Annotated in this window: 16 protein-coding genes; 10 read left to right on the top strand and 6 right to left on the bottom strand. The window is 40.3% G+C overall.

Translation table 11 applies throughout. The features are described from left to right. The first annotated feature begins 253 nt into the window (after positions 1–253). The 3 genes from wtpA to BuS5_RS08865 are packed head-to-tail and all read left to right on the top strand — an operon-like array spanning position 254 to position 3,068. Positions 254–1,240 carry a tungstate ABC transporter substrate-binding protein WtpA gene (wtpA, locus tag BuS5_RS08875; RefSeq protein ID WP_027354524.1) on the top strand — a complete coding sequence of 329 codons (987 nt, stop codon included), beginning with the start codon at positions 254–256 and terminating at the stop codon, positions 1,238–1,240. Further along, positions 1,240–2,034 carry an ABC transporter permease gene (locus BuS5_RS08870; protein ID WP_027354523.1) on the top strand — a complete coding sequence of 265 codons (795 nt, stop codon included), beginning with the start codon at positions 1,240–1,242 and terminating at the stop codon, positions 2,032–2,034. Before wtpA ends, BuS5_RS08870 begins: the two co-directional genes overlap by 1 nt. Next, entirely contained in the window at positions 2,031–3,068 is a 1,038-nt protein-coding gene (locus BuS5_RS08865) for an ABC transporter ATP-binding protein (RefSeq protein WP_027354522.1), read from the top strand. Before BuS5_RS08870 ends, BuS5_RS08865 begins: the two co-directional genes overlap by 4 nt. A 167-nt stretch (positions 3,069–3,235) precedes the next feature. Here BuS5_RS08865 and BuS5_RS08860 read toward each other — a convergent pair whose 3' ends face one another. Then, positions 3,236–4,447, bottom strand: coding sequence for a DUF2325 domain-containing protein (locus BuS5_RS08860; RefSeq protein ID WP_051375003.1), 1,212 nt, complete (start codon positions 4,445–4,447; stop codon positions 3,236–3,238). 492 nt (positions 4,448–4,939) lie between these two features. Between BuS5_RS08860 and BuS5_RS08855 the strand changes: the two genes are divergently transcribed. After that, entirely contained in the window at positions 4,940–6,256 is a 1,317-nt protein-coding gene (locus tag BuS5_RS08855; protein ID WP_274427662.1) for a transposase, read from the top strand. Positions 6,257–6,720: 464 nt separating this feature from the next. Here BuS5_RS08855 and BuS5_RS08850 read toward each other — a convergent pair whose 3' ends face one another. Next, the gene (locus BuS5_RS08850) at positions 6,721–6,879 is read right to left on the bottom strand and encodes a hypothetical protein (protein WP_274428151.1); all 159 of its coding nucleotides are present in this window, start codon (positions 6,877–6,879) and stop codon (positions 6,721–6,723) included. 349 nt (positions 6,880–7,228) lie between these two features. After that, a complete protein-coding gene (locus tag BuS5_RS08845) occupies positions 7,229–8,002 on the bottom strand; it encodes an ABC transporter permease (RefSeq protein ID WP_198012310.1) in 774 nt (257 codons plus the stop codon). Positions 8,003–8,066: 64 nt separating this feature from the next. Between BuS5_RS08845 and BuS5_RS08840 the strand changes: the two genes are divergently transcribed. Together BuS5_RS08840 and BuS5_RS08835 are read left to right on the top strand one after the other, a co-directional pair. Continuing rightward, on the top strand, positions 8,067–8,261 hold the full coding sequence (locus tag BuS5_RS08840; RefSeq protein ID WP_027354777.1) for a type II toxin-antitoxin system HicA family toxin: 195 nt from the start codon (positions 8,067–8,069) through the stop codon (positions 8,259–8,261). Then, entirely contained in the window at positions 8,258–8,656 is a 399-nt protein-coding gene (locus tag BuS5_RS08835; RefSeq protein ID WP_051375084.1) for a type II toxin-antitoxin system HicB family antitoxin, read from the top strand. Before BuS5_RS08840 ends, BuS5_RS08835 begins: the two co-directional genes overlap by 4 nt. A gap of 297 nt (positions 8,657–8,953) precedes the next feature. Here the strand turns inward: BuS5_RS08835 and BuS5_RS08830 are convergent, their stop codons facing one another. From BuS5_RS08830 to BuS5_RS08820, 3 genes are all read right to left on the bottom strand, one after another. Next, positions 8,954–10,690 (bottom strand): hypothetical protein, encoded by a 1,737-nt coding sequence (locus tag BuS5_RS08830; protein WP_157487455.1) that lies wholly within the window; start codon positions 10,688–10,690, stop codon positions 8,954–8,956. Positions 10,691–10,751: 61 nt separating this feature from the next. Further along, a complete protein-coding gene (locus BuS5_RS08825) occupies positions 10,752–12,182 on the bottom strand; it encodes a hypothetical protein (protein ID WP_027354775.1) in 1,431 nt (476 codons plus the stop codon). 721 nt (positions 12,183–12,903) lie between these two features. Continuing rightward, positions 12,904–13,194, bottom strand: coding sequence for a helix-turn-helix domain-containing protein (locus tag BuS5_RS08820; protein ID WP_027354774.1), 291 nt, complete (start codon positions 13,192–13,194; stop codon positions 12,904–12,906). Positions 13,195–13,650: 456 nt separating this feature from the next. Between BuS5_RS08820 and BuS5_RS08815 the strand changes: the two genes are divergently transcribed. The 4 genes from BuS5_RS08815 to BuS5_RS08800 are packed head-to-tail and all read left to right on the top strand — an operon-like array spanning position 13,651 to position 16,750. Further along, on the top strand, positions 13,651–14,301 hold the full coding sequence (locus BuS5_RS08815) for a TonB-dependent receptor plug domain-containing protein (RefSeq protein WP_027354773.1): 651 nt from the start codon (positions 13,651–13,653) through the stop codon (positions 14,299–14,301). Between the two features lie 5 nt (positions 14,302–14,306). Beyond that, positions 14,307–15,611 (top strand): TonB-dependent receptor plug domain-containing protein, encoded by a 1,305-nt coding sequence (locus BuS5_RS08810; RefSeq protein WP_027354772.1) that lies wholly within the window; start codon positions 14,307–14,309, stop codon positions 15,609–15,611. 31 nt (positions 15,612–15,642) lie between these two features. Beyond that, a complete protein-coding gene (locus BuS5_RS08805; RefSeq protein ID WP_027354771.1) occupies positions 15,643–16,185 on the top strand; it encodes a cbb3-type cytochrome c oxidase subunit I in 543 nt (180 codons plus the stop codon). Next, complete coding sequence (locus BuS5_RS08800; RefSeq protein WP_084446228.1) at positions 16,178–16,750, top strand: Crp/Fnr family transcriptional regulator; 573 nt, start codon at positions 16,178–16,180, stop codon at positions 16,748–16,750. Before BuS5_RS08805 ends, BuS5_RS08800 begins: the two co-directional genes overlap by 8 nt. Positions 16,751–16,872 lie beyond the last annotated feature (122 nt).

The following is a 16,872-nucleotide window of genomic DNA, read 5'->3' as shown; positions in this document are numbered from 1 at the left end:
TATTCCAGCGTATGTTTTCATCTGACACCTCCGCAATCCTATTTGAATTAATATTCTGCTTCCATAGTTTTACTATGGATAAGGAGGTGTCAATCTTTTTCCTGATTTTTAGTATTGACTTGTAATTATAACCTCTTGTGATATTATATTTTTACTTTGCAGAGGATAATTGCAATTTATAGTCAACAATAAACAGGTATGGTGTCCCCCGAATTCGTAGACGGTCATAAAAATAAAAAAAGGGAAAATAAAAATGAAAACCTATGAAAACCCACTAAAATTTCTATCTGCCGTTTTACTAACTATTTTCATATCAATGCCTATACATGCAATGGCGGAACCGAAAGGCAAGCTGATCATTTTCCATGCCGGCAGCCTTACGGTTCCCTTTGCAAAAATGGAAAAAATTTTTGAGGCAAAATATCCCAAGGTCGATCTTCTCCGTGAAGGAGGAGGCAGCACCAAGATGGCGCGCACGATTTCAGAATTGCATAAACCGGCGGATATCATGGCTTCGGCCGATTTCAAAATCATAGACAAAACCCTGATTCCACAATATGCTGATTGGAATATACGCTTTGCATCCAACCAGTTGGTTCTATGTTATACAGACCAAAGCCGTTTTGCAAAAAAGATTAACGCTGAAAACTGGTATAAAATCCTGGAACGGCAAGGGGTAATCTGGGGGCATTCCGACCCTAATCTGGATCCTTGCGGCTACCGAAGTCTGATGGTGATACAACTGGCTGAAAGCTATTATAAAATAGACGGCCTGTATGACCGCTTAATTGCAAACCGGCCCAAAAAAAATATCCGCCCCAAATCGGTGGAGCTGGTTTCACTCCTTAAAACCGGAAACATGGATTATGCCTGGGAATATCTATCCGTTGCGGTTCAGCACGGCTTGAAATATATAAAACTTCCGGCTGAAATCAATCTGGGAGATTATAAAAATGATGTTTTTTACAAACAGGCCAAAGTTAAGGTAACAGGCAAAAAACCGGGGCAATCGATTACCAGAACAGGCAAATCATGTACTTACGGAATCACCATTCTCAAGGGATGCCCGAATCCGGAAGCAGCCGGGGCTTTCATGGAATACCTGATGGATCCCAAAGGCGGACTGAAAGTCTTAAAGGAGATGGGACAGCCCCCTTTTATTCCATGCCGGGTTGCTTCAGAGGCTATGGAGTCAAAACTGCCTGGAGCATTAAAAAAGCTTGTTGAAATCAAAAATTGATGAAAACCAGAGTGCAGATAGATCCGTTTTTTTGCCTGGCTGTTTTATCAACCCTTACAGTACTTCTATTTATACTCCTGCCATTGATCGAGATGGTTGTACAGCCATCCCTGCAGGACATGAAAGAGACCATCCAGGACACTGATGTTTTTGCTTCAATCCGGCTGAGTATCTACACAGCCGGTCTGGCTGCCTTAATATCCTTTATAATAGGCACTCCTTTTGCCTGGCTGCTTGCCAGAAAAACCTTTTGGGGGAAAAATTTTGTTGAAAGCATAATCGATCTTCCCATAATGATTCCCCATCCTGTGGTCGGCATTGCAATTCTTGGGTTGGCCGGCCGAAACCATTGGTTTGGACAAATTATACAGAACCTTGGAATCCAGATCATGGGAACGGTTACCGGCATTGTCACCGTGCTGACCTTTGTCGGCCTTCCTTTTTATGTCAATACTGTCAAAACCGGCTTTGAGGCCATTCCTGTGCGCCTGGAAAATGTGTCCAGAAGTCTCGGTGCCTCCGGCTGGGCAACATTCCTGCGGGTAACATTTCCCCTGGCCTGGCGCTCCATGCTTGCCGGAATCATAATGTGCTGCGCCAGGGCCATCAGTGAATTCGGAGCTATCGTGATTGTGGCCTATCACCCCATGCTGGCCCCTGTTATGATTTATGAACGTTTCACAGCCTACGGTCTGAAATATTCACAGCCTGTGGCGGTCTGGCTCATATTAATATCTTTGCTGCTCTTTGTTCTACTCCGAATAGTCTCATTGCCGAGAAGGAAGCAGATATGATCAAAATTGAGAAGCTGTGCATAGAGTTGCCGAATTTCAGATTACAGGATATTTCCCTTTATGTTCAAAAGGGCGAATTCTTTATCTTCCTGGGACCCACCGGCGCAGGGAAGACCCTATTGCTGGAGGCCATCGCAGGCATGCTGCCCATTAGCAGCGGCTGCATAAAGGTCAATGAAAAAGATATTACCAGGCTGCCGCCGGGACGGAGAGGCATCGGCATAATGTACCAGGATTACGCACTTTTCCCTCATCTGACTGTCCTTGAAAATATCAGATTCGGATTACGCTATCAAAAATCCAAAAATAAAAAATCCGTCCAATGGATTGAAAGGCTCATGGAACAACTTGGCATCAGCCACATTGCGCAACGATACATTAATAATTTAAGCGGCGGAGAAAAACAGAGAACAGCTCTTGCCCGCGCTCTTGCCGTGAGGCCGGACCTGCTGCTGCTGGATGAACCTCTATCTGCACTTGATCCCTGTTTTCGGGAAGGGATCAGGAATATCCTGAAAAGACTCCACGGGGAATCGGGCATAACCTTCCTGATGGTGACCCACAATTTTACGGAAGCTTTATCCCTTGGCACCAGGACTGCCATCCTCAATAATGGCGTAACTGAACAGATTGGCACAGTCTCTGAAGTTTTCAGAAGACCGGCTACACCTTTTGTGGCTGAATTTGTGGGAATGAAGAATATATTCCCGGCAGCCTTCAAAAAGACCACGGCTACAGTGAATCAAATAGAAATAAATCTGGAATCAGCTCCCGGAGCAGAAAAGCAGTATATCGCGATCCGGCCTGAAGATATAATGATCAGAAATAAAAATTTTTCCGGAAACGGAATGAATATTTTCCAGGGCAGGATCTCAAGCTTTGCGGATCATGGGCCATACTGTGAAGTCTCAGCTATGATTGGAAACACGGCTTTAAGCGCATTTTTAAGCAAAGGTGACCTGATTGCAATGGATCTTGCCGAAAAAAAAGATGTATATATCGCCATCCGGCCGTCATCCATCCACACCTTTTAATAAGGAAGGAGGACAAAATCACTTCACCTATAGATTTCCACATAAATAATTTCACTGCGTTATCGGTCGTCGGAGTAGAGATGCAAAATTTTGCGTCTCTACCACCTCTGGCCTTGTGCCAAATTTTAAAATCAGGTAATTATCTGACAATCTATAAGTACGCGTAATCAGTTCAGCAAAGCGTTTTCCTTTAAAAGAGCATCGGAAATACTGCTCAGGCTTGAATTAGCAAGCATCTTTACAGGTCTGTCAAACTTGCGACACAAATTTTTTACCCTCTCGCAGGCAGTGTGACTGTTACAGTTTACAGGGCAAATCACAAGATCAGCTCTCATTACACGTGCTTCAATATTTATCTTTCCGTTGTTCATATATCCATCATGATAGTCAAACTCGCCTCCGCTGGATTCAACAAGCTGTTTGTACAGATGTTTGATTTTGGTTATTCCGCCTACAATCAGAATCCTTTTTGAGCAAAGCTGATACCTTGCGCATTTATCCCTGCATTGATCCTCTTTTTCGACAAAAGAAGTCAGTTTTGAAATAAGACCGCTTACTTCTTCAGCAAGCTGCTGATTTGCTGACTGCAAATTGAACAGTTCCGTCTGGAGATAACTCTTTTCGCTTTGCATCATCCGCATCGCCGCAACCTGCTTCGAATCTCTCTCTTTATGACTTGTGTTTTCATCTTTTAATTGAAAAATTTCCGTTTTCAGTTTCAAAACTTCATCACATGTTGCATCAACTGCCTGGGATTTTTTAATTTTTTGCAGGCTGTTCTCCGCATTTTTTAATTCTTGTACCGTAATGGCACACTTTTGTTTAAGCCCTCCTGCGCGTCCCCTCTCCTGCTGCAGCATCCTGGCCAATTTTCGCGCTGCATTTTCCTGCATCGACAAAGCTCGCCGGGACTTCATTACCTTTTCCAGATTTGCATGGCAGAGCATATGTGTATCGCCGAAAATTTCTTCAATAAATTTTTCTGAAAGATCCTTCCGGATGGCAGCCACATAGAAAAGACCGTCCATTTCTCCATTGCGGAATCCTTTTTTCCATTCCGCAAAAAAGGATTCCTGCTCCATATGGCTGAATGCAGATATAACTTTACAATACTTGTGATTAAGATACCGTTCAATCTTCATTGAAACCGGGTTCTCATCATTTATATATCCCATAACCGCCCTGTGAATTTCATGGGACTTCATTCTTTTTATCTTGTAGCCGTTTTTTTTAAGTATTCTTCCCTGTTCTTCGATTTTCAGGCACGAGCCTATGACAGGGCATTTAAAGTTATTCTGTATTTCCCAGATTCTCTTTAACTGCTCAGTTTCACAGGTTAACAAATTTTCAAAACTTTTTTTTGGAATTCTCCCCGACATAACAAATACCTCCGAAAAAATGAGTTTTATGGGCTTTAAGGGTTCTCGCAAACCACGGCTGCGTTCAGCACAGACATTTTTTTATAGTAACATATTTATTAGGCTTGCCTACTTATTTGGTAAAACTTTTATTGTTTGTTAATACAAACAAAGTAAGGTGTCAAGTAAAATTGAATAATAATTCAGAAAAATTGTAGAACAGTACAAAATCCAGGGTCAACTTTTATGACAAACCAGATCAATTTTGGTTCATTAAAGTCGTAAAAATAAAAAGGTTCATCACGGATTAGCGTGGTAATCCATGATGAACAGCTATTAGGTCTTAACTGCTGACAGCTAAAAGCTAATACCTGATGGCATAAGTTTAATTAGTATCTGCTGAATTTCTTTTTTATGAAAGAAATGCTTTGCTATCCATAGCAGTATATGCCATTTTTTAAATTGCAGCTAAATGGTATTTTAAGCACTCTAAAAAGGATAGGAGGTATTCTGATGATAAAAAATACTTTTGAAGAAGTTCTTTCTGATGAATGGGTGAAAGCAAATATAACCAATCCAGTTCAGGAATTGGTTATTATCCGTGGGATAATTCCATGGCAAAAAATGATTACAAAGTTGTGTAAATTTTATAACACCAGTCAGGGTGCTTTTGGAAAATCTCTCAGGATGATGACAGCGATTTTGATTTGTATAAAATACTATCAATTAAGTGATAGGCAAATGGTTAAGCATATAAAAGAAAACCACTATATTCAATATTTTTGTAACATCACAAATGAGGAATTGCAAACATGCCTGGATCCGAGTTCTATATGTGTATTTCGAAAACGTATAGGTGAAGAAGGTGTTGAAATTATAGAAAAAGAAGTTTTTGAGGTTCTACGCAAAGCTGGGATAATACAGGGTGATAATGCTATGATAGATTCAAGCGTATTGAAAAATAACGTTATCTATCCAAATGATGTACATTTAATTTTTAAAGCTTTTGACAAAATGAAACAATTTGCCGTTTTGCATCAAATCTCCTTGTGGTGGGACAATAATGAAGTAAAAAAATTATGGCGAGAATTTTTTTTGAACAAAAAACAAAACCGTTTGGAATGGTTACTCAAATTTAATATATTATTTATTCCTGCTCTAAAAATATTTGATAAAAAAGTTGAATCATTAAAGACCACAAAGAAAAAACAAATAAAAGCTGACAATATGTTTGCTATTCTTACTATTCTTGAAGCACAAACCTTAGAAAAACTCGAAGGTAAAAAACAGATAAAAAACCGGATTGTATCCATTGATGAACCGGATGCCCGCCCGATTGTAAAAGGAAAAGAGCATCCGAAGTGTGAATTCGGCACAACAATGGAAATGACTTTCAATAGGGAAGGATTCATGATTACCATTGAAAATTTTATCGGTAATCCAAATGATAAAACGCTTTTTGCTGGAACACTCGAACAGTTCAAAAAACGGATGAAAGGCGAACCGGAAAATATTATTACCGACCTTGGTTACAGAAGCAATGGTAATTTTAAAATTGCAGACAATATCAGTAACGTTTTTTTGGGGCGTAAAAAAGATGTATCCGAAGAAAAACAGAGTTTTTGCTGTAAAGCCCGTTCAGCAACAGAAGGTTTCATAGCTATTGCAAAAAATATTAGAGGTTTTGGATGCAGTCTTTATAGAGGATTTGAAGGAGACCGTATATGGTCATTGCTTTGTCAAACCGCTTATAATCTTAAAAAGTTTATTCAGCTTCTAATGGGAGAAAAGATTGAAGAAAAAAAACTGATGAAACTCGGGCTGGCATAAGCCGAACAAGGATTTTATCAAAAATAGTTGATTTTAAAAAATATGCGGATAGGAGAGGTGCGTCTATAGGTGTTAACAATTTGCCGTTTTTTACCAAAATTCAATTAAAATACCACAAATGAGCTTAAAATTTTAGATTAAAATTCTCTATGATTAATATATGAACAATGCTGATATACTATGTTATTATCGAAATTCAGCGGATACTAATTAGTATACGCTCAATAAATAGAATCTTCACAATAATTCGCTATGATCCAATAAAAATTGACTAATAATAATAAGAGAGCCAGGGAAAAGCGCTATCAAAGGGTAGATTAAGAAAATCGGTGCCCTCTATTTTGTATCCACCGTATTCCGTATTCCTTCCGCCATAATAAATGTTGCCTCTCGCCGTATTTTGTACATTCTGGGTGATATCCCATGCAGCCCGGGGTTGAAATACTCCTGAAGGGTCTTCTACATTATTGATTACAGTGAGATACAGATTGAACGCGGCGGCTGTCATCAGGCGAGACGCCGCTTTTTAAAACACCGCTGAAAAGACCCGGATATGACTGCTCAAGGAATTTTGTCCTGCGTCGTGTATCTCCGCCGGCAAAAACCGCTTCATAATGTGTCACGAAATCGCCCCATGAACCTAAAAATAGTAGAGACGCAAAATTTTGCGTCTCTACCACCTCTGACCTTGTGCCAAATTTTAAAATCAGGTAAGGGAACTTACAGAAAATAATCTACGCATCCTGCTTGCCCTTTTGTCCGTCTTCTACGTTGCGGTAACAGTTGTATAGTTCACTATGCAACTGTTACCACGCCTTGAAGACGAACAAAAATTCTGCACGATATGCGTAGATTATTTCCTTCCAGTTCCCTAATTATCTGAAAATCTATAGAAAGTCTCGTATCATAACGGTGAAGTCAGGAGCCTGACTTCTATTTTTTTTTCACTGACTGTTTATTGCTGTTTCTGATTTATGCTTTCCTGATGTCATCATCGGCAACCAGGCCGTCCCTGATGAGGATCAGACGACGGGCATAATCCATTATCATACGATCATGAGTCGAAAAGATGAGGGTAACTTTTTTCTCCTCATTCATTTTACTCATCATTTCCAGAAGACCATTTCCGGTCTTCGAATCCAGATTGGCAGTCGGTTCATCAGCTATGTTAATCTGGATTGATGAACGATCGAAAGCGTCCTGCCCGGAACTGAAAATTCCCTCAACCGTCATGACCGTTGCTGCAACAGAACCATCCCGCCCCTGGCCCAGTACAACCAATTCATCACCCAGGGTTACCTTCAGAATTTTTGCAAGGAGCTCTCCGATCAAAGCCTTGTTGATATCACTGTCCGAAAGATATTTCCCCTTTCGAATCAAATATTTAATCGTCGACACCTTTGCCTCCCTGCCTGGGTCGATACCGGTCACCATAATCCCATAGGTTCGATCCCTGGATGAAACCAGAGAAAAGGCATTTGCACGAAAAGTATATTCATCCACCCCGGGAATTCCCTCCTGAACCTCACCTACCCGCGCCGGGTCAGGGACAACCAGGCGGATACTCCTTCTGTCCTGATATCCTTTTGCCTGTATTTGCAAATGGCCTGTGTGAATCTTCACTGCGGAATTAATCATAGTGTCATAGGAGCCGAACTGCCATGACAGCATGAAAACAAGGAGCAAACAGGCAAAAGCAATGGCGGCCATGGTTAAAATCGACCGCCGAGTATTACTCCATGCCATTTTTATATCAATGGATTAAAAAAATATATTGACACTTTGATATCACAATGGTACTATACTAGTTATGCCACGAAAGATTAGACAACTTATAAAAGAGCTTGAAAAAGCAGGATTTATTAATCGAGGTGGCAAGGGGAGCCATCGGAATTTTATCCATCCCAAAGGAACTGCTATTACAGTTTCAGGTAAACTTGGGGATGACGCAAAGCATTATCAAAAAAAAGAAGTTGAGATCAAAATTAAGAGGTCTAAAAAATGAGAAAGAAAGATCGTTATTTAAAAATTGTTGAATGGTCAGATGAAGATCAATGTTATGTCGGTTCTATTCCTGGTTGGATTGGAAAATGTTGCCATGGCGATAATGAGGTAGAAGTTTATCATCAACTGGGTCAGATACTCGAAGAATGGATCGAAATTTATGAAGAAGATAGAATTCCTTTACCACCAAGTATTGTGGCAAAAAAATATTCCGGTAAGTTTCAGCTAAGAATTGACAGTGATTTGCATAAAGCCCTTGCTATTAAAGCAATGCAGGCCGATCAAAGTTTAAACAATTTTTGTGGGAAGATATTGAAAAAAACCATTCTACAAGCTGATGTAACACGGGCTAACAAAGCTAATTCAGCCGACGCAAAAAGCCGCGCGGCTGATTAGCAACGTTCTCGGCGGCTGCGCCGCCGAGAATCGCGGTGCTGACTTCGGCATAAGTGAAAGAAAATGAAGGGGTCAAGAAAATGGGGTCAAGTCTACTATTGACCCATGTTGTTGATTATGCAAGATTCAAGGGGGCATAGAAGTTTAGGGATAAAGATAAAAAATCAGAAAAAATATTGAAAGAAGAGAAAATAGATAGCTCATGGGTCAAACGTAGACTTGACCCCATTTTTTTTATCCCTGTTAAGAAAAAAGGACGATATATCAAAAATTAAACATGATCTTTTATCAACGCAATCAAGGTTTCTGATTTAAGGCCGATATAAATTCATCCAATGAAAATTTAATCAGGTGGCTTTTTGCCATCCTGGTAAAATAATTACCTTCTATGACAAGGCAGTAAAGCATATCATTATATAGAAAAACAGACTGAACCGGGCCCTGGAAATCAACATCGATGGAACTTAAAAAAAATCTTCCGGCCTTGTCTGCCAGCAGAATAGCGACCCCTCCATCATTAGGATTGATATCCACCACCCTGCTTATGATGTTGGATTTGTTGGTTGCCAGCGCAACTCCTTTTTGATTGCCCAGGTTAATTACAGCAGGTTCGCTCCATACAACAATATTCCTTAAAATAGCCTCATTGTCTGAAAGGCTTATATAGAAGGATTGCAGGGAGCCTCCCATGGGTGATAAAAAGCTCCATTTCTTTTTTTCTTTTTCATAAATATTAAGTTTACGGCCCAGGTTGTAAAATCCGGTTTCATCCTTGCCGTTGCCGTCCAGGTCAGCCCGGAAAGAGCCGAAGAGTTCAAAGCCTGAAGGCAATGAGAGCTTTTTTCTTTTTTTTATGCTATTTTTTTTTACTTCAAGAAGATAGGTATTAATACCATAAAAATTTTCCTGGTTATATTCCTGACCTATCAGGGATTCGGGGTCTCCATTGCCGTTCAGGTCAAAAAAGCCAAGGATATAATGGATGTTATCGGCGACAAGATTAAATTTATTATCCTTGAATCTAAGAACTTGAGATTCCATCCCCTTATATTGCACCATAATGTTAAGAGCGATTAATCCATCCTGCCTTATATAAGCGCCCACCACATCGCCGAATCCTTCATAATCATATTGAAACCGCTCTGAGGCATCTGTTGCCTGGGCGTAAAGGCCTTGCTCGGTTAAATAAATATAATAAGGTTTGCCGTCGATCTTGCATATTTTGATATTATAGATTAAGTTATCAAATGTTTTAACAAAAGTGTAGGATTGCAGCGCTACCTCCCTGTTTAAACTCGGAGTCCTGATTCCGGGCAGCAAAAGCCGCTCCGGTCTCATATGCGCCGTGGCTCTTTGAGCAGCTCCCGAATCCCGGGCCGGGCCGGCTAAGGTGTCTGTTTCAAGTTTATAGATGCCAAGCACTTCACCGCCGCACCAGACGGTTAACCTCTCTTTCAGCACGGTAATCAGGATACCGTTGTATGTGCCGGCGTCTTTAAATTCATTTTTATCTTCCAGGTAAGCTTTCCAGTTCAAATGGGGCAATTTTGTTCTGAGAATTTCATAGTCTGCAAAATTTGATCCGTTTGAATCCTGAAATATGGTATCGACCTTGTCAAAACGCTTTACAGCCATCCCGGATTTTAGCTTTTTTGATTTGTCTTGCAGTTTAATCGATATTTGAGAAAAATTTTCAGCAACACTGGTCACTTTTGCTTCTGCAACCGGAACTTGCAGGAACCCCAGCTTTTTACCGGTGGCAGGATCTTTAACAGCCTCCCCTGCGCTGAATACAGTCCAGAATTCTCCCTTGCGAACCCCGGCTGATGAGCCTTTATTAATCATAAAAAGGCCATTGGGAAAGCTGATCAAAGCGGCATCCACCACCTTGAGATTCTCAACAAGCTTGTCAACCGGAATTGTGCCGGCATAAGCCGGGAAAATAAAAAGAGCGCTTAAAAATATCATTAAAGATATTACGCGTAATCGTTTTGTTTTTAGAATAGTCAATAGAATCGTCAAATATTTATCCATAAAGTTAAATCATTATGGTCTTGTAAAAAGGAGTTACAAGACCATAATATTCCTGTATGTGTTAGAATTTAAATTGAACGCCTGCGGCTAGTTTGAACACATTGCCCCCATCGCTGCTGGCGGCAAGAAGGTCGGCTCCTTTTCCGGCTGCAAGATAAGCACCTTCCACTTTAATCTTAACATATTTATTATATTTATATGTGTACCATATGTCAAATTCTGTTCCGAGGTCCTTCTCTTTTTTGTCAAATCTTTTCATGTCTTCCGCTGTTTGCAGATACCGTGCAGCTCCCCTGAGATGGTGATTTTTATCTATTTTATACTCGCCTGTGAGGGCGTAGTTGATCAGACCTTTGTCCTGGAGGTAGGGCGCATCCGAGACGTACCGGTCACAATCTGCCAGGAGACTGTCCTTGAAGAATATAATCCCGACTTTTACATCAACATCGATGGAATCAAAATTTTCCGCGTCATTATCGTTCGGGTCATCGTCACCGCTCACATAAAGTACATTACCGTAAAGTTTAAATTTATTATTAAACTTATATCCGAGTGTTAAATTCCCCAGCCAGGCCTTACGGTCAAGATCGTGAGCCTCGGCTAAACCGGCGTCGTGTATAAACTCTATGTCGCCGCCCTGGTAAATAAAGTCATAATTTCCAAAAAGCATACCATTGTCAAAGTTACTGGTAGTTCCTATATAGTAGTATTGGGCATCATATTCTCTAGTATCCTCGATAACATCGGTATCGGTCCAATCAGCGCTTGCTATATTGTTGCCTGCTATATTGTTATCTCCCAGCTCAGCCCAAATAGCAAACAGCCCCAGGGTTAAATCAGGCAGCACTTTGCCCTCTATTTTGGCCACATAATAATCATCGTCCTTGCTGTTACCGGCACGATCTTCGTCACCCCGGTACCATCCCAGCATCCACCTGGCTTCTTCATGCTTGCCGTGATATGTCAATCCGGCCGCTGTTTCGGACCAGACCCACTGATTTATTTTTGTCGGCTGCAAACCTGCTCTTACCAACTGATTATCCCCTAATCCTGGAATAGCCAGTTGTAGATATGCAAACCGTGTCTCCTGGTTAACCCCATCACCTGAAAGACCGAATCCTTTATTCTCCTTTTTATCACCCCAGTTCATAGTTCCAACTTCCAGGCCATAAACAAATTTGGCCAGTCCGTCATCAGTCGTGGCTTCACAGCGGAGCCTGGCTTTGGTCAGGCCGAAAAATGTAGAGACATTTTTTTTGGAGTCAAGAAAATTATATCCTCCTTTATCCCCCTCAATATTTAACATATTATTATAACTGAAAAAATCTGTTTTACCACTCTTATGCCCACCCTGCAGCGTGGAAGCGTAATCGGTGGTTCCGATGGTTTGCCACATGTTGCCATGGAATTTTACATCTATTGCTGCTGCTGTTCCTGCAAAAGAAATTAAAATAAAAAATATTAAAATCGAAATTAAAATTTTGTTTCTCATACAACCTCCTTGATAAAATTAAAGTATAAAATTACATTTTTTAGCCATCCAGAAGCTGCATATTAATGGATGGATACTCTTTTAATTGCCTGTTTTTTATTTAAGTATAATGATATTGCTAGCATTATATTAATATAATGTTAAAATTGTGTTAGCCCATTTTTGTGGAAAGTTATCACAAAACGGGGATATAATGACGTGACTGAAGCGGATTTCAGGAATTTTATAAGTATTTCTGTAATTATAAGTCAATAATTTTTTATGGGATTATATTATATTTTTATATTAACCAATACTACCCATAAATGATATTAGTATTATTGCTGCCACCTGGTTTCCTCACTTAATTTTTGGGTTTCTTCAATACCACTCAAAAAACATGCCATTGGTTGTTGGTTCGCTCACTGTAAAAATTCACTATCGCTGCCCGCACAGCGCAGAGATGGGGCTATGCTGTAAAAATATATTTAAATTTTAAATGGTTATCTTGAGAAAAGAGAGGGAGATGCTTTATTGCCTAATTTTTTTTACAAACCAGTGTGAAACTTAAAATTGATTAAGGAAAAAAAATCGCGGCCGGCAGATGTAAGGGAAGGACGGGGAGAATAGATTGCCTGTGATTTCAACAGGATTAGTGTTGCCGCTGGTTTTTATTGCGGTGCAATCATTTTTTTGCACTTTCCCTGAACTCATCTGAACGTACGCCATATTTTTTCATAACCTATTGTAATAACTGCCTTTCCATGCCGCACAAACGGGCTGCCCGGGTTACATTGCCGCCTGTTTTGCTTAGCAGTTTGGCAATATAAGCTGTATTAAACTGCTCCATAATTTTAACCTTTGCTTCTCGATATGGAAGGAGATCTATCTCCTGCAAGGAAAGAGATTTTTCCGTCAGCGCCTCATTCCATCCGATATGGTCTGCTTGAATTTTGATACCATCATAGTATTCCTGCCCCTGATCATAGAAATGCTCCACAAAAGATAGGGTCAGGGCTGCATTCATGCTCATTTATTGCCCTGCCTAAGGAACGTGGGCGAAATAACTTCCACAAGTAGGCGCACAGATTTAGGTTAGGTTTGTTGGCTCTGTCCATTCGCCCACGACCGGTAGTCTCTCCCAGCTCTATCCAGTTGGATGCCCAAATGGATGGTATTTATGAAAAATGAAATTTGAAAAAATAATGCGGAAAAAATGTTGGATGTATCAATTTATCTGGGTACAAGTATATCAGTTTAGGTGAACACTATAGTGGTTTTCTTTTTTTAACTCAAGACCATGCCTGAACGAGGTTTCAGGCACTAAATGGCCCTTCTATTCGCTCCAATTTCAAACAAAGTTTGAAATAAAAATCTTGACAGTGTATTCTATTTTTATTAGGTTTCCCTAAATTATTTTGTGAATACGAATCCTGAAGGAGTTTCGCTACACGTCATTGTCATTTTTTGGTGAAAAGGAAAAAGTAAGATGAAGTGTTTTAAAATGGTATTCTGTTTATTGGCCCTTTTGATTTTTTTTGTTTATACAGCAGAAGCACAAGAAGAAGTAAAAATTGAAAAAACGGTTGTTACCGCTACCTTAACTTCAAAAGAGCTTAAAGAAGTCCTAGGCGCTTTTGAAGTGATAACTGAAAATCAGATCAGGGTTATGGGCGCTGAAACTGCGGCTGAGGCTCTTAAGGACGCGGTTAGTATTGATTTGGATCATGTGGCGGGAAGAGGGTTAATTCCGCAAATAAGAGGACTTACCAATAAACGCACTCTAATTCTTATAGACGGCATGAGGTTTTCCACCGGTTTTAGGGATACAAGCGTGGATTTAACCGAGTTTCCAGTCGAGATAATTAAACGGATAGAAATTGTGCGGGGCCCGACCTCTGCGCTTTATGGCAGTGAGGCAATCGGAGGAGTAATTAATATCATAACAAAAAAAGCGCCCGAACAACTTTCGGGAAACTGCACTACGCGTTACGGCATGAATACCTATGGAGATGCGGAAAATCATATCATCAAAGCTTCCCTTGGGAATACGCTGAACAATTTCGGCATTATTGCATCCGGCCATGCAAATATTACGGATGAATACGACCGCACAAGGATGATTTTTATACGGATATAGATGATGTGAAAAAATATTCGGGAATGCTGAAACTCAGTTATGATTTCCTGGATATGCATACCCTTGGGGCCGGAGTTTTTCACAGCGATGCCTCCCGCGAGGGGTTACGCAATAAATACGGCCTTAACTGGGACAGGGACGCTGATTCAGACCGCACCAGCGCATTTTTGCAGTATGACGGAACAATCGCCGGGGCCAGGATTATGACACGCGGTTATTATTCTGATTTTGAGTTCGACCGTTCCTATATTGATATTGGAGATCCTTACAGTAATCCTGCTTTGCAACAAAAAGCCAACACTATGGAGGACAGGGAAGACTTTGATATTGAAAACAAACTTTACCAGATAGAAACCAGGGCCAGCCGCATGTTTGCCGACAGCCACCTGCTTACATTAGGGATGGAATATAGAGAAGAAAAAAGATCAGGCATAGAAAACCGCGGCGAAACCGATATCGACAAAACTATTCATAACAGGGCGCTTTTTTTGCAGGATGATTTTCCCCTTTTTGACTGTCTGATGATTACCGCAGGAGTCAGGCTGGATGATCATTCGGATTTCGGCTCCGAGGTTAATCCCAGGGTCAGCCTTATCTACAATATTTTGGATAATTTTCGTTTCAAAACTTCTTACGGAGAGGGTTTTCGCGCGCCGTCCGTATATGAACTCTATGTATACACTGAAAATTCAAAAGGAGATGTTATCCCGAATCCTGATCTCGATTCCGAAACATCAAAAAGCTACGAAATAGGTTTTGAGGGAGAATACAAAAAGTTAAATGGTAAAATCATGGCTTTTAGAAACGATATCGACGATATGATTTATAAAAAGCCGACAGGAAATTTCCGGATGCAGGGAAAAAAGAGGGTGCTGGAATATCAAAAAATCAATCTTGATGAAGCTTACACGCAAGGTATAGAGATTGAAGCCGGCCTGGCGCTTCCATGTTATTTTAGTGTTTTCGCCAATTCCACTTTTATCGATTCCAAAAATGACGATACGGATGAAGACCTTTTAGAGGTTCCCGAAGTAAAGCTTAATATCCGGCTTTGTTATGATAATCCTGATTTGGGTTTTAGGACTAATATACGTGCCAACTATACCGGCAAGCAATTGATAGCTCCGAAATTTGAAGATGGAAATAAGGATGAAACAGGGGGCTATACAGTGTGGAATATTTATGTTGAAAAAAATATAGGTCAAAATTTAAGTCTGTTTGCCGGAATTGACAATATGTTTAACAGGGAAATGCCCTACAGCGCCTTCAGAGGCGCATTTTTCTATTGCGGGCTTTCAGCCGGTTTCTAAGCTTAAAGACGTTACAAAAAGGAGAGCCGGCATGGCAAGAAAAATGGCAAAATACTTTATTACAGTTGCGATCCTGTTTTTTATAGCAGGATGCTTTGAAGGGATCATGTTTCCGACAAAATTCAGATTCCAATTTTTCTATGCAGCCTTTATGCATATTCCTCCTGAACATCTGAAAAGTTTTTTTTCTCATTTTGTTGTTAAAATTCATACGCATATCAGCCTCGTCGGCTGGGTAACCTCAGCGCTCATGGGCATATTATATTTTATAGTTCCCCAAATAAAAGATCAGGCAAAAGGCCGGGAAAGGTATAGCAAATGGGCGTGTTATGCTAATTTTTGGCTTCATGTTTTTGGAATATTGCTGTTTTGCGTCGGGTTTCATCTAATTGGAATGACCGGACTCAAATCAGGTTATGCGCCCGGAAGCCCCGAATTCAGAGAACTGGAGACCCCTTTTAAATTATTTGTGTTAACAGGCGGTTCTTTTATCTGCCTGTCGTCTCTTCTTTTTTCTTTAAATATTGAAAAAACCCTTTTTGCGACAGAGACATCAAAAGATCACAATGGGTAAGAAGGAATCAATATTGTTGTTTGTACGTTCTTATTTTGGCAGTGTTGATAAAATAGCGCTCTGTCATCTTGAAAAAGTTTGCAGATTTAAAATAATCAAAAAAAAAGGAATTATATTCAATGAAGGACAGACGGGTAATACAGCTTATTTTCTTGCTTCCGGCATGGTCAAACTTTTTAAAACCGATGTTGAAGGCAGGGAAGTGGCTATCAATTTTATAAGGCCCGGACAAATATTCGGGGCGCTTGTTTTATTGTTCGAAGGCCGTTATTCAGTCAGCGCCGTGGCTTTAGAGAAGATAGAAATTTTATCATTTACCACCCGTGAATTTGATGAAATGCTACAAAAATACCCCGGATTTGCACTACGAATGTTTAAATACCTCGCCTCCCGGCACAAATTTTATATCAACAGCATTAAAGACCTGGCGATTTCCACCCCCCGCATACGTCTGTTAAACTATCTTGATTATCTTGCCGAAACCAGCGGGTCCAGAAATTTTTTACTGCCTGTTCCCAAGAAACATATAGCCCTGCTGTTAGGAATAACACCTGAAACACTTTAACGGCTCCTGCACATGCTTGCAGGGGAAGGGGTTATCGAAATGTGCGAAAAAAACATTAAACTGCATGATTCTTTGTCTTAATTTTTCCTTTTTTACATTTAGCCTGTCCGACAGGTTGTTAC

The organism is Desulfosarcina sp. BuS5 (assembly GCF_028752835.1).
Lineage (GTDB): Bacteria > Desulfobacterota > Desulfobacteria > Desulfobacterales > BuS5 > BuS5.
Note: the sequence above shows the minus strand (reverse complement) of the source record. Positions and strands in the feature narration are given on the sequence as shown.

Coding starts and splice junctions, on each gene's coding strand:
- BuS5_RS08840 (WP_027354777.1), top strand. CDS start 8,067: ATGCCACGAAAGATTAGACAACTTATAAAAGAGCTTGAAAAAGCAGGA.
- BuS5_RS08825 (WP_027354775.1), bottom strand. CDS start 12,182: ATGAGAAACAAAATTTTAATTTCGATTTTAATATTTTTTATTTTAATT.
- BuS5_RS08800 (WP_084446228.1), top strand. CDS start 16,178: ATGGGTAAGAAGGAATCAATATTGTTGTTTGTACGTTCTTATTTTGGC.
- BuS5_RS08870 (WP_027354523.1), top strand. CDS start 1,240: ATGAAAACCAGAGTGCAGATAGATCCGTTTTTTTGCCTGGCTGTTTTA.
- BuS5_RS08820 (WP_027354774.1), bottom strand. CDS start 13,194: ATGAGCATGAATGCAGCCCTGACCCTATCTTTTGTGGAGCATTTCTAT.
- BuS5_RS08815 (WP_027354773.1), top strand. CDS start 13,651: ATGAAGTGTTTTAAAATGGTATTCTGTTTATTGGCCCTTTTGATTTTT.
- BuS5_RS08855 (WP_274427662.1), top strand. CDS start 4,940: ATGATAAAAAATACTTTTGAAGAAGTTCTTTCTGATGAATGGGTGAAA.
- BuS5_RS08845 (WP_198012310.1), bottom strand. CDS start 8,002: ATGGCATGGAGTAATACTCGGCGGTCGATTTTAACCATGGCCGCCATT.
- BuS5_RS08805 (WP_027354771.1), top strand. CDS start 15,643: ATGGCAAGAAAAATGGCAAAATACTTTATTACAGTTGCGATCCTGTTT.
- BuS5_RS08830 (WP_157487455.1), bottom strand. CDS start 10,690: ATGGATAAATATTTGACGATTCTATTGACTATTCTAAAAACAAAACGA.
- BuS5_RS08835 (WP_051375084.1), top strand. CDS start 8,258: ATGAGAAAGAAAGATCGTTATTTAAAAATTGTTGAATGGTCAGATGAA.
- BuS5_RS08860 (WP_051375003.1), bottom strand. CDS start 4,447: ATGTCGGGGAGAATTCCAAAAAAAAGTTTTGAAAATTTGTTAACCTGT.
- wtpA (WP_027354524.1), top strand. CDS start 254: ATGAAAACCTATGAAAACCCACTAAAATTTCTATCTGCCGTTTTACTA.
- BuS5_RS08865 (WP_027354522.1), top strand. CDS start 2,031: ATGATCAAAATTGAGAAGCTGTGCATAGAGTTGCCGAATTTCAGATTA.